This is a genomic window from Sphingobacterium sp. UBA6645 (assembly GCF_002455685.1).
Lineage (GTDB): Bacteria > Bacteroidota > Bacteroidia > Sphingobacteriales > Sphingobacteriaceae > Sphingobacterium > Sphingobacterium hotanense.
The window spans coordinates 14,313-27,542 of the sequence record NZ_DKLH01000058.1; the positions used below are offsets into that span (position 1 = coordinate 14,313).

8 protein-coding genes are annotated in these 13,230 nt (G+C 41.1%); 6 read left to right on the plus strand and 2 right to left on the minus strand.

Annotated features, from left to right (window positions below; all coding sequences use genetic code 11):
* Nucleotides 1–106: 106 nt before the first annotated feature.
* Nucleotides 107–1,279 (plus strand): Na+/H+ antiporter NhaA, encoded by a 1,173-nt coding sequence (nhaA, locus tag B2400_RS11260; protein ID WP_286651126.1) that lies wholly within the window; start codon nt 107–109, stop codon nt 1,277–1,279.
* Nucleotides 1,280–1,767: 488 nt separating this feature from the next.
* On the opposite strand, the gene B2400_RS11265 is transcribed toward nhaA, so the two are convergent.
* Nucleotides 1,768–2,115, minus strand: coding sequence for a hypothetical protein (locus B2400_RS11265; protein ID WP_293933396.1), 348 nt, complete (start codon nt 2,113–2,115; stop codon nt 1,768–1,770).
* A 624-nt stretch (nt 2,116–2,739) separates the two neighbouring features.
* Here B2400_RS11265 and B2400_RS11270 point away from each other — a divergent pair.
* The 4 genes from B2400_RS11270 (at nt 2,740) to B2400_RS11285 (ending at nt 10,534) form a co-directional block, all read left to right on the plus strand.
* A complete protein-coding gene (locus B2400_RS11270) occupies nt 2,740–3,852 on the plus strand; it encodes a helix-turn-helix domain-containing protein (RefSeq protein WP_293933399.1) in 1,113 nt (370 codons plus the stop codon).
* 147 nt (nt 3,853–3,999) lie between these two features.
* Nucleotides 4,000–6,864: a TonB-dependent receptor gene (locus tag B2400_RS11275; RefSeq protein WP_293933402.1), complete on the plus strand. Its 2,865-nt coding sequence runs from the start codon at nt 4,000–4,002 to the stop codon at nt 6,862–6,864.
* 10 nt (nt 6,865–6,874) lie between these two features.
* The gene (locus tag B2400_RS11280; protein WP_293933404.1) at nt 6,875–7,948 is read left to right on the plus strand and encodes a tyrosine-protein phosphatase; all 1,074 of its coding nucleotides are present in this window, start codon (nt 6,875–6,877) and stop codon (nt 7,946–7,948) included.
* A 441-nt stretch (nt 7,949–8,389) separates the two neighbouring features.
* A complete protein-coding gene (locus B2400_RS11285; protein WP_293933406.1) occupies nt 8,390–10,534 on the plus strand; it encodes a right-handed parallel beta-helix repeat-containing protein in 2,145 nt (714 codons plus the stop codon).
* Between the two features lie 21 nt (nt 10,535–10,555).
* Here the strand turns inward: B2400_RS11285 and B2400_RS11290 are convergent, their stop codons facing one another.
* On the minus strand, nt 10,556–11,827 hold the full coding sequence (locus tag B2400_RS11290; RefSeq protein ID WP_286652285.1) for an acetylxylan esterase: 1,272 nt from the start codon (nt 11,825–11,827) through the stop codon (nt 10,556–10,558).
* Between the two features lie 87 nt (nt 11,828–11,914).
* Between B2400_RS11290 and B2400_RS11295 the strand changes: the two genes are divergently transcribed.
* Nucleotides 11,915–13,213, plus strand: coding sequence for a DUF389 domain-containing protein (locus tag B2400_RS11295; RefSeq protein WP_286652284.1), 1,299 nt, complete (start codon nt 11,915–11,917; stop codon nt 13,211–13,213).
* Nucleotides 13,214–13,230 lie beyond the last annotated feature (17 nt).

A 13,230-nucleotide genomic window follows, 5' to 3' on the forward strand; every position in this document is an offset into this window, starting at 1 on the left:
GGTTTGTTACCCTAATCATGTGGGTTTTTACCAAGCAATCCCTTTCTTTTTTATATATTTACCCCTTTATTTTTCACATTCCATACGAACTATTATTCAAAAAATAATGGCAAATCTGATTAATCTAACGGTTTTCAAAAGGTTCCTTTCGTCGAACTATGCTGGAGGTATCCTCCTATTTTCATGTGTTATCATTTCCTTGATTATTGCGAACTCCCCATTTGCCGAAGGGTTTAATCAATTTTTCCAACAGGTCATTGGCTACGAAAGTGAAAGCATACAATTAAAATACTCGGTCAAACTATGGATCGATGACGGTTTAATGGCGATCTTCTTCCTTTTGGTGGGTCTGGAGATCAAACGCGAGCTTGTCGAAGGCGAGCTTTCATCGCCAAAGAAAGCCGCTTTGCCTATTGTGGCTGCAATCGGCGGTGCCCTGGTACCTGCAGGGATCTACATCGCATTAAACATTAGCGAGCCTACTCATCATGGTTGGGGTATCCCTATGGCTACCGATATTGCCTTCGCATTGGCGATTATCACCCTTCTAGGTAAGAAGGTTCCAGCGAGCTTAAAAATATTCTTAGCTGCCTTAGCGATTGTAGACGATTTATTGGCCATCCTTGTAATCGCCATCTTCTACTCTTCCGACATGCACCTTACCTACCTGATGTATGCCGGCGGAATCATGTTGCTTCTTATTGCCTTTAACCGCTTCGGCGTTAAAAATATTTGGGCCTATTTAATTCCTGGCGTTTTCATCTGGTATTTTGTTCACCATTCCGGAATCCACGCCACAATTGCGGGTGTATTGGTCGCTATGACACTTCCAACAACGCCTGACGCTACGGAATCTCCATTAGAGAAACTGGAACATGCCCTCGTAAATCCAGTAAACTTCTTCATTATCCCTTTATTTGCGTTAGCAAATACCAATATTACGCTACATGAAGAAATGATAAGCGGACTGACCTCTCCACTCGGATTAGGTATTATACTAGGCTTATTCCTTGGAAAAACCATCGGAATCTTCCTGACCTCCTATATCTGCGTAAAGACAAAGCTAGCTAACCTTCCGGAAGAAGCAGGCTGGAAACATATGATCGGTGTAGGGATGCTAGGCGGTATCGGATTTACCATGTCAATCTTCATCTCCATGCTCTCCTTCAAAGATCCGCTATTCATCGAAGAAGCTAAATTTGCAGTCCTTATCGGATCGTTGATCTCTGGACTTTGTGGATATTTCTTCCTAAGCTCCTTGGCGAAGAAGGCTGCTTAGATTTTAGATTTTAGACATAAGATATTAGAGTATGGCGGCTAGAGATGGTCGCCATATTTTTTTTAGATATTAGACATTAGACATAAGATATTAGAGTATAGCGGCTAGAAATGGTCGCCATATTATTTTTAGATATTAGACATTAGACATAAGATTTTAGAGTATAGCGGCTAGAGATGGTCGCCATATTTATTTTTTAGTGAAGTTTGTTTTGAACCAGGAAAAAAAGGATTTAAGGATTGGCAGGATCCTGTATATCCTTGAATCCTTCCTTTCCTGGTTCGAAGACATTACATCCTGCTAATCCTTGCATTCTTCCTTTCCTGGTCCAAGACAAGCCATCCTGATTATCCTTGCATCCTTCCTTTCCTAGTTCAAGACAAACCATCCTGCCAATCCTAAAATCCTTCCTTTCCTGGTTCAAGGACAGAAATCCTTCCCCTCTCGTTCACGCCATACTCTAATATCTCATATCTAATATCTCATATCTAATACGCAAATTTTCTTGTACAGCTATTATATACTTCTTTAATAGCAGTTACTTGCCTATTGAAGTCTTCAATAGCGATTTTTTCTCCTTCACAGGTGTAGCCTTCGGCTGGAGCTACAGTATTGCAGCTTGGGCACATGGTCATAGGAAAATAGATTTCCTTACCCTGATAGAGTCCACGATAAAGATTAACCTCCATTTCCCCTTTTTTGCTACAGCCTAATTGCTTATCGTAGCGCTGCTTCATTTGTTTATAGCATTCTGGGGCATTGGGGTCATCTTGCTGTTTATCGCACGAGGTCAGGAAAATGATACTGCTGAATAGGATCGCGATCAAAATTTTCATGTGGAGTATTATTGGTTGTTAATAGGACGCGCAGCATTCTGAATACGCTACATGTAAAGATAAAATGATCAGGCAGTTTGTCTTGAACCAGGAAAGGAAGGATAAGAGGATAAACAGGATCCTGCCAATCCTTGCATCCTTCCTTTCCTGGTTCAAAGACAGTGCATTTTTTCTTTCAACATGATCTTGCAACCCTTAAATCCTTTCTTTCCTGGTTCAAAACAAATTGCCCTTTCTTAAACCAAAGGTCCAAACAAACCATCCTGCCAATCCTATAAACCTTCCTTCTCTGATTCAGAAAATTGCTTCCGAATCACAATCCGCCCTACTCTTATGTCTAATATCTAATGTCTTATGTCTAGATTACATCCTTCTTTGGGTTTCAGTCCATTCACACCTCTTTCTAACCCCAATCAAACCCAATCTGAATTGGGTTTGATTGGGTTATGTATTGGGTTTGAAAGGGCTTAGTGAGGGTTATAACTTCAACTTGTCCGCACCCGGGCTTGGACCGCTCTATTTTTTAACTGACACCTACGATTTCTTAATATTGAACATCCTTTAGCGCTATTAGATAATAATTTCTTTCCAATAAGTTAATACTGAAAAACTAATATTGCTAGTATGGGGCCATATTTATTACTTGTAACTGCGCAGATTGTCGTTTTTTGCTTTTTCTTTTCGAAGACATTGAAACGAAAGGAGAATAAAGATCAGATACTGTTCATTATTTTATTTTGCTGTAGCTTAGGTCTGATCTCCAAATTGATTATTCAGTTTTCAAATTTACCGGTCAATTTTGAGTATGGCATTTCTTCAACCATCGGCTTTTCTACTTTTGCCTTTCTCTATATCAAACATATTTTCACGGAGAAACCGATCCGACGAATTGAACTAATTGTATTTTCGATTCCTTTTTTTAGTACTGCAATTATTTTTTTGATTGAATTGCTCTTCAATAAAGAAATTGCCAATCATCCAGGATTGGCTAAACTGATCGATATTTATGTGCTCAATTTTCGTAGGTTTACGATTGTAGCATGTTTTCTCGGCGATATCTATTTGCTGGTTAAATATTGGGATAGCGTAAAAAAGCGTGTTCGGTCAAACGAAATTGGCTTGGCATTAAGCTTCATCTGCTATAATTTTCTGCTCTGTTTTCTTATTTCAAGTTCCTTGCTGTTTAAGCCTTTCGATTATCAGGTCATTCTCTATCTAGGATTGGCGAGCTCTTCGATAATCGTCCTACTGATTGTGTATTTTAATTTTATCAATACCTATAAAGATTATTTGGGTTTATCTGTACAGTCTGCAGGCAAACTTAGTCGTGCTCTCGTGAAAACCAATGATGAAAAATATCAGAAGAATAGTGCCAAGATCGAGGGATTAAAACCTCTGGTGGCTCAAATTGATGAGCTGATGAAAAGAGATAAACCTTTTCTGAATCCTGAGTATGCGCTCTCCGATCTTGCAAATAGTTTAGCCATCAGCAATCATGATCTCTCGATTATCCTTAATAATTTAATGAACACTACTTTTTATCAGTATATCAATTCAAGACGAGTATCCTATTTCATTGCTCACTCGCAACGCATTGTTCAAGAAGATCAGAATATTTTAAATCTTGCCTACGAGTCGGGATTCCATTCCCAGAGTACCTTCAATAAATATTTTAAGATGGAGACCGGTCAATCGCCGAGTGAATTTCTTAAAGAAAAGATCAAGCAGATTTCCTAATAATTTGTTAAAGGAAACTTAACAACCATTAACACACTACTTATCAATCTCTTACACGTTCGCGGACCTGTATTAAGTTTCTCCTAATTAGCGCGGTCGATAACATTTCAGATTTCCTATCTCTTTGTGGCATCAAATCAACATGTGATGAAAAGAATTTTTTACTTCTTATTTTTTCTTGTATTCCTAAGCTGGCATACTGCTTTTTCACAACAGCAATACAGCATCACGGGAAGAATTATTGACGGGAAAGCAGCTCTTCCCGGGGTTACTATTAAAACAAAAGACAACAGTATTGCTACACAAAGCAATCTGGATGGAACATTCCGGATCACCGGCATCAAACAGGGTAACTATGAACTGGTTTTTAGCTATCTGGGTTATGAGCCGATTGAGAAAACGGTGAGCGTTTCGGAAAAACCGTTCAACGTCTATTTGGGTGATCTATCCTTTAGCGGAAATGATACTCAAGACATCGACGAGGTTGTGGTACAGGGCATTATGGCTAATACACAGGCCAAAGCTTTAAGCATTCAGAAGAGCAGCCCCGCAATTATGAACGTTATCGCTTCGGATTTAATTGGTAAGTTGCCCGATCGCAATGCTGCAGAAGCTGTTCAACGAATTCAGGGTATTGCCATTGAGCGTGACCATGGCGAGGGTCGCTATGCAAGTGTGCGCGGAACGCCTATGCAATGGAACTCGACCTTGGTGAACGGTAATAGAATGCCAACGTCGGAAGGTACGTCTGACAACACTTCGGGCAGCAGAACTTCGCCTTTGGACATCTTTCCTTCTGAAATGATCGAGTTTGTTCAAGTTTCGAAAGCTATTACGCCAGACATGGAGGGCGATGCGATAGGCGGTTCTATTAACTTCGTCACCCGTACAGCTCCTGTGAGCAAAACCTTAAAGGCTTCTTTAGGGACCGGTTATAACGGACAGGCGCAAAAGGGAATTTACAGTGGTAGTTTTATGTATGGAGACCATTTCTTCAATAAAAAATTAAGTCTAATTATTGGTGGTTCCTATTGGAAAAGAAATTGGGCTACGGATAATACGGAAGCTGTTTATAATCAAGATGATTTTGCTATGGAGAGCTTCGAGCTCCGCGATTATAAAGGTGTCCGCACAACGATGGGATTAAATGCCGGATTAGCATATCATATCAACCCAAGCCATAAAATCTTCTTTCGAGGCATCCTTACAGACTTCCAAGATCAGGAGACAGCTCTCGAACATACCTTCTCTTATACAGGGAAAACCTTGACACAGCGTCGTCGTGAAGGCGTTATCGGTATTGGATTGCTTGGTGCTGAAATTGGCGGTACGCATAATACCTTGGGCGAAAAGCTGAATATACATTGGAAGCTGAGCAACTACGAAACGGATATGGATACTAGGAAGCCATCTCATGCAGACAACCCTAAAAATACCTATAAGCTGAGCATGTTTGCTAGCAAAGTCGACTATGCGAACCTTGCTGCCGACGGCAAGATGTATTTGGATATGGATGCACCGGCCGGATTTCAAAGTTCGAACTATCAATCCTTCGTACCGCAATTAAAGTCGGCAGTAAAGACTTCTGATTTACGATTAACGCAATTGATCGAATTGCAGACGCAGAGCTTTGAACGCGATAGAATCGCAGAATTAGATCTTAAATACCAATTGAACAACAATATCTATTTTAAAGCTGGTGGTAAGTTTAAGGGCAAATACCTGCGTCGTGGTAGTCCGATGGATATTTACGTCAATAGAGGCGCCAATATTACAGTAGAAAGCCTAGCGACAGAAGCCTATGATTATAATGGTGGCTTTATGAAAGAAACAGGAGCTGATTATCATTCGGTATTGCTGGACGGAATTACATTAACGCAGGTAGACCAATTGTTAACGGATAGCTATATCAGTGAAAATAAATTGATGCATATCGCCAGAGGAGAATCAAGCCCCGATGCTGCTTCATCATTCTATACCGGCAACGAAGATGTATATGCAGGTTACGGTATGTTCAACATGAAGTTATCCGACAAACTACAATTGATTGCCGGAGCGCGATATGAGCACACTGCTTTAACCTACTACGGAAATGAAGTAATCCGCAAAAACGTTGATGGGAAACCGACTGCTGATATTAATAAGGTAGAGAACAGCAGCAAGTTTGGTTCTTTATTGCCGATAGCTCACTTGAAATACCAACCCATCGAAGCGATGAATATTCGTTTAGCCTACACAAGAACCTTTGCTAGAGCTAATTTCTCGGATCTTAATCCTACAGAGAATATCAACTTAATCTTCACACCTCCGGTTATCTCTCGTGGTAATATCGCTTTAAAGCCTACTTTCGCCCATAATTTTGATTTCATGTCCGAGTATTACTTTGACGATATCGGAGTTGCCAGTTTCGGTGTATTCTATAAGAAACTGAGCAATGTAATCTACTCCTCGCAATCCTTCCAACAAATCGATGGCACTACCTACCGTATTACGCAGCCAGAGAATTCGGAGAACGGATGGCTAGCAGGATTTGAAGCTGGAGTATCGAAACGTCTTTCTTTCCTTCCGGATTTTTGGAGCGGATTTGGTGTAGAGGCGAACTACACGATGACGACTTCGGAAATGGAGGTGCCGCGCTTCAGTTTGGACGAAAAAGGTCAGGTAACAAAGACTATTGCCAAGGAAGTACTACCAAATCAATCAAAACATCTTTTTAATACGGCAATTTTCTACGAAAAAGGTAAGTTTATGGCACGCATTGCCGGCAATTACAAGGGATCGGCCTTAGCGATTGTCCAAGGCAACCCGGAGAATTATCGTTGGTATGGTGAAAACTTCACCATGGATTTCTCAGCCAACTATAGATTTAACAAGAAGGTTTCTGTTTTTGCCGAGCTGAACAACTTAACGAATGCGCCATTACGCTATTACCATGGTGATTCTCGCCGTTTGGAACAGCTGGAATATTATTCATTAAGAGGAGTAGTTGGAATCAATTATCAAATATTTTAATCAAATTATCATGAATATCAATAAATATATCGCATTTACATCCATTCTTATGCTTGGATCATTAAACATCATGGCACAAACTCCAAAGGTTAGCAGAACATTGGAGGAAGCTTTAAGAGCCGATCGCGTAAATAGTACATCTTATAGAATTTACGCAGGACAAAATATGCAAGGGAATTATTTTATCGGCAAGACCGTAGAGACAATCGACTATAGCAAACCTTTCAGCTTAGCAAAGGATAGCATTGTAGCTGTTGAGGAGAATGAGCGCTTATCTTTTGCTTCCATGCTTGCTGGCGACACCATTCTTATTTCCGAACGCCTGATTCCTCTAGAAGGTCCTAGCAACTTCCGCGATATTGGCGGCGTAAAGACAAAGGATGGCAAACAAGTAAAATGGGGTCAATTTTATCGTGCCGATGCTTTAGGAAGCATTCAGGAAGATGAGTTTCCATATATCGAGAGCTTAAAAATTAGTAAAGTATATGACTTGAGAAGCGATGAGGAAATTGCCACATCAAAAGATAACTTGCCTGCGAGCATCCGTTGGATACACCATCCTATCTTTAATGGTGGTAATTCTGCACAAATGAATGCCGTAATGCAGAAGATTAAAACCGGGGATATGACTCCCGAAGATTCCAGAAACTTGTTGATTACGGCCAATAAGGAATTTATCAATTCGAATTTGGATGCTTTCAAAGTACTAGTTCGCCAACTACTGGATAATGAAGAACCATCTTTGTTCCACTGTACTGCCGGTAAGGATCGAACAGGTTTAACTTCTGCCCTGCTTTTATCGGTATTGGGCGTCGACAAAGAAACGGTAATCAATGAGTATCTGATGACGAATTATTACACTTTACCAAAAATGGCGCAAACGAAAGACCCTAAGATGGCCGCAGCGTTCGCCAACATCGATCCACAGGTATTATTGCCATTAATGTCTGTAGATCGTAGCTACCTCGAAGCAGCATTTACTGAGATTGACAAGCAATATGGTGATATGGATAAATTTATTAGAGAAGGATTGGAAATATCGGATGCGGAAAGAAAGGGGTATCAAATGAAGTATACGTATTAAGCTTTTCGCTAGATTTCGGAATATACATTATTGAGGGCGATATAGTTTAAGCGTGTCTATCTGGAGCCCTTTAGTAAAAGGGCTCTACGCATTGGCGTCATATATAGCGACTATAAATTCCAAATAAACTGTACAGGCATTAACTAGGACGAACTGCGTATTTTCCGATGTCCAGTATCACGGGAGCCCTTTAGTGAAAGGGCTCTACGTATTGGCGTCATATATAGCGCCAATAAATTCCAATCCAACTGTACCGGCATTAACTAGGACGAATTGCGTAGAGCCCTTTCACTAAAGGGCTCAAACTATATAGGCTCATAATTGCTAAATCTTTATAGCACAAAACAAAACAGGTTTTTAATTTGTCAAAAACCAAGAATATTCCTATTTTGTTTACTAATTAAGATCTAACGCGTAAACCTATCAATAACCTGTTTCTTTATGAAAAGATACTTGCTTACTTCGATTCTACTATTTACTCTAATTATTGCGAAAGCCGAAATCGTCCTGTATGTTTCCCCGACTGGGGATGATCAACATCCAGGCACACTGGAGCAGCCACTACAGACCCTGGAAAATGCGCTAGCCAAAGCTAAGGAGATGAAGCAAAGGCAACCGCAGGATGGGATAAAGATTTATTTGCGAGGGGGTGAATATCCTTTTACTAGGGCGGCACGCGTTGACCGAACACTTTCTGGAATAGCTGGCAAACCAACGATTATTGCTGCCTATAAAAACGAGGAAGTGGTGTTTACTGGAGCCATTAAGATTAAAGGCTCGGACTTTACGTCGGTTAGGGATCGAAAGGAACGTAGTTTCTTGCATAAGACTGCTGCAAATAAGATCCTAGTGGCTGATGTGAATGCCTCGGGGCTTTCTGTAGATGAAGGACTTTTCCCGCACGGCTTCGGCTATAGCATCGAGGAATTAGTTCCTTCGAGCAGTATGTTATTTATCGATAATGAAGCTTATGATTTAGGTCGTTGGCCAAATGAAGGCGAACCTATTGTCAAGATTGCAGAAGTGCTCAATAAAGGATCCATCGCTCGGTACGGCAAAGTAGATAATCCGTATGGGGCACAATTTAAATATCTCGGTGATATTAAGAATTGGAAACAAAAAGATAATATTTGGATTTATGGATATTTTGCCTACGGTTATGCGGATGATAATGTAATGATCGAGTCTATAGATACCAAGAAAAAGACAATCAACACGACGCATCCCCATATCTATGGATTTCATTCCAGTGCTGACACCTCAGATTGGGGTTTGAAGCATTCTCATAAGATTCGCGGTTTTCATTTTTATAATGTACTAGAGGAGGTCGATCAGCCCGGCGAGTATTTTTTCGATCGGGATGCAAATCGACTTTTTGTATACCCGAGCAATAGTATTACTGGTGATACGGATGTTCGATTGACTCAGTTTGCTGAGCCTTTCCTGATGCTCGAGGGGGTAAATTACTTAAACATAGAAAATATAGACTTTAAATATGCACGTGGACTGGGTGTTTATTTGGGATATGTTAGTCATGTGAACATTCGGGACTGCCGCTTTGAGAATCTCGGAGGACGCGCGATTTCGATGGGTGACACCTATCCTACTGATCTGAAGACAGAGATCGATAATCAGAATTTGAATAGTTTCGTACGAATCGAGAATTGCTATATCAACAATATGGGATCCGGTGGGATTTATATCAACGGTGGTGACAACAGAACGCTAAATCCGGGAAATAATCTGGTTCAAAACTGTGAGATATCCAACTTCAATCTATTCAATAAGACCTATGCGCCAGCGGTACGGGTAACCGGCGTTGGGCATACGGTAAGACATTGCTATGTGCATTCGGCCCCGCATATGGCAATCGGCTTTCAAGGGAATAACCTGCTTTTTGAGTACAACAAGATTGCCAATGTTTGTCAAAATGCTTCTGATATGGGTGCCATGTACACGGGTAGAAACCAGGCAGAGCAAAACAATACGATCCGCTATAACTATTTTGAGAATGTTTATAAGGATGATGAGAATCGCGTTTGTGCGGTTTATCTGGACGATGGAACGGTTGGCCATTACATTTATGGCAATATTTTCAATCGCTGCGGTAATCCGACGGATAAAGGATCATTCGGCGCAGTGCATGTTAATGGCGGCTATAACAACTATTTCACAAACAATATCTTTATCAACTGCAAGCAAGCTCTAGGCAATAGCCCCTGGACCATCGAAAAGTGGAAAACCGACCTCATGGCGGCGGATCTTCAGAATAAACTGACAGAGCGCGTCGATATTCGTTCGGATGCTTACAAAGATGCTTACCCTCAATTGCATACCATTCTAGATACAGCCATTGTGCCGATGCGGTACAACTTCTCAGATAATAATATCGCTTTCCTATGCGGTAATTTTGCTTCCGGTAACTACGTAAATTCTAATATGCTATTCCTGAAAGATAGCGAGAAAAGCGATCCTTTTGTTGATTACAAAAACAAGAACTTCAACCTTAAAGATAGCATCAGGATAAAAGAGGTGCTGCCGAAGTTTCAGGCAATTCCTTATGATAGGATTGGATTGTTGAAGTAGTAGTTAGTAGTTAGTATTTATTCACTTCCACTTTTTATCCGCAAAGTTCAAATAACAGTACCAATCGTATGAGTTTACGTCGTGGATTCCGGCGCGGATATGGTATCCAATATCATTGTAAATTGGTTGATGTAGTTGGGGTTGGATTTCGCTGGGGAGACCTTTCTTTTTGTATAAGGCGTAGACCGGGCTGGCGTGATATGCCGCGAGGTACTCTCCTTTTGGATCTGCCCAGCGGTCTTGTTCGGCGCTCGCGACATAGACCGCTCGCGGCGCAATCAATGCGATGAGCATATGCTGGTCGAATGGCATCTCATCGATTTTATGGTGATAGGCGTTGAGGTTTTTGGCAAACCAGGCGGGCTTAATGTTGCAGACAATCTGTAAGGTTTCGCCGTAATTTCTGCGGGCGAGTGCTGCGCCACCTTCACCGGAGTTGTTGGAGATAACGATACTGAACCTAGGGTCTTGTGCGCCTGCCCAGAGTGCGGCTTTCCCCTGACGGGAATGTCCAAGTAAGGCAAACTTGTTTTTATCTATTTCGGGAATCGTTTCTAGGTAATCGACGATTCTTGAGGATCCCCACGCCCATCCACCGATGGCTTCCCAATTATCCCCTTGCTCCTTTCGAGATTCATAATCGGAGAATAAAGCCGCAATGCTGTAGTCTTTAAAACCATCTTTATCAGGGAAGATATCATGATAGCACATAGTAGCTACACCGTATCCTCGTTCTATGATTTGCTTATAGTCCCAGCGCTGTGCTTGAACGCCACGTTTCCAATCCAGATGGTCGGGCTCTCGAACGAGCTTAAAGTTGTCGCTGTATAGAATCGTGGAGTCGTTTATCGTGCTGTGGTTGCCTTTAAAGTTATAACCTACAATCATGGGAATCTTCTTTTTGATATGGTTGGGTAGCATCAATAATAACAGGGCATTTACCGTTTTACCGTTCTTGGAGAAGGTCATTTTGACTTGCTGCATGGTTGCTTTTCCATCCAAAGCATGCTTGTTTTCGGTAAGAAGTTGGTAGCTGACAGGAATGTCTTCGGTCGGAGTTCTGCCGTAGACGAGATTGCTGTACATCTCTAATATCTCTGGGCGTCTGATTTGCTCCCATTTTTGTTTATTGTTGATTTTGAGTCCTGAGTTTGAGGTCAGGAGATCAGGGAGTGCGTAGGCTGTGACGAGGGATTCGTCGTAGTTTATATTTCGTTTTATGGAATCCGTCTGACCATTCAGGTGAAATGAAATCCAAATGAAAACGACAGCCAGGTAGATGGTCTTTTGCATATCGCGAAGGCTTAGGAAATGTAGAGGTTTAAATTACATTCTAATTTAACGAAGATTTTCGTATTTTCCCGGCATAAAGCAATATCTATGATCAAATTACTTCGTTCCTTTAACCTCCATTATGGCGAGGAGTCGAGAGAGGTTGTGTTGGAGAATGTGAAATCAAATATTTCCTTCAAGGGGGCTAATCTATGGATTTTAGCATGTGCTATTGTCGTTGCATCGGTTGGGTTGAATGTCAATTCTACGGCGGTAATCATTGGTGCGATGTTAATTTCCCCACTAATGGGGCCTATTGTTGGGGCTGGATTTGCTTTAGGAACTTATGATTTTGATCTGTTGAAGAAATCTGCAAAGAACTTAGGAGTTGCGACGCTGGTAAGTTTATTTGTATCGTTTCTATACTTTTTGCTCAGTCCATTCAAAGAGGCGCAGTCGGAATTGTTAGCCCGGACTTCTCCGAATATCTATGATGTACTGATTGCATTTTTTGGAGGTTTGGTTGGCGGAATTGCGATTACGCGAAAAGAAAAAGGCAATCCGATTCCAGGCGTGGCAATTGCCACAGCATTAATGCCGCCGCTATGTACAGCAGGCTATGGACTGGCAATCGGTAATTTTGCATATTTCTCAGGGGCAATTTATTTGTACACAATCAACTGTTTCTTCATTTGTATTTCTACACTTTTCATCGTGAAGCTACTAAAGTATCCAAAGATCAAATTTGTGGATGCACAACGCGAAAAACGCATTACAAGAACGATTACTGTTCTATTGATCATCATGCTAGTGCCAAGTTTCTATTTGGCGTACAGTTTATTGCAGGAGAGAAAGTTCACACAAAATGTCTCCACCTTTATCCAAAACGAGTTTGCTGCCAAAGGATACACCGTGATTTACGAACGAACGCAATTTAACAGCCGAGAGAAAAGAATTGAATTAGCATTCCTTGCGAAGCGCTTCTCGGATAGTGAGCTTAAAGGTTTAAATGATCGATTAGGAAATTACAATCTGGATAATACGAAATTACTGATCCGTCAAGATAGCGTGGATCTTAAGAAAGATATCCTCGCAGAGATCAACAAGCAATCGCAGCACGTTTCTGAAAAAGATATTACGATACAGAACCTTCGGAATGAGCTTGCAGCTTATACATTCACCGATAAAGCACTCATTGAGGAGATTACAACCTTATTTCCGCAAGTATCCCCGTTTTCTATAGGTAAACAAAACGTTTATATCAATAAGGATAGTTCCCATCTGCAAACGATTTTAATGATCGATGGAAAGAACAAATTAAATGAAGGCGATCTGAATCGATTGGAGAGCTGGCTGAAGGTAAAATTGAAAAGCGACGCGGTTTCCGTAATTACAAGAGACAACTAAGATAAAACTTGGCTTTT

Bases quoted from the DNA above. Each gene is read 5' to 3' on its own strand.
- nhaA (WP_286651126.1), top strand. From the start codon at position 107: ATGGCAAATCTGATTAATCTAACGGTTTTCAAAAGGTTCCTTTCGTCG.
- B2400_RS11265 (WP_293933396.1), bottom strand. From the start codon at position 2,115: ATGAAAATTTTGATCGCGATCCTATTCAGCAGTATCATTTTCCTGACC.
- B2400_RS11270 (WP_293933399.1), top strand. From the start codon at position 2,740: ATGGGGCCATATTTATTACTTGTAACTGCGCAGATTGTCGTTTTTTGC.
- B2400_RS11275 (WP_293933402.1), top strand. From the start codon at position 4,000: ATGAAAAGAATTTTTTACTTCTTATTTTTTCTTGTATTCCTAAGCTGG.
- B2400_RS11280 (WP_293933404.1), top strand. From the start codon at position 6,875: ATGAATATCAATAAATATATCGCATTTACATCCATTCTTATGCTTGGA.
- B2400_RS11285 (WP_293933406.1), top strand. From the start codon at position 8,390: ATGAAAAGATACTTGCTTACTTCGATTCTACTATTTACTCTAATTATT.
- B2400_RS11290 (WP_286652285.1), bottom strand. From the start codon at position 11,827: ATGCAAAAGACCATCTACCTGGCTGTCGTTTTCATTTGGATTTCATTT.
- B2400_RS11295 (WP_286652284.1), top strand. From the start codon at position 11,915: ATGATCAAATTACTTCGTTCCTTTAACCTCCATTATGGCGAGGAGTCG.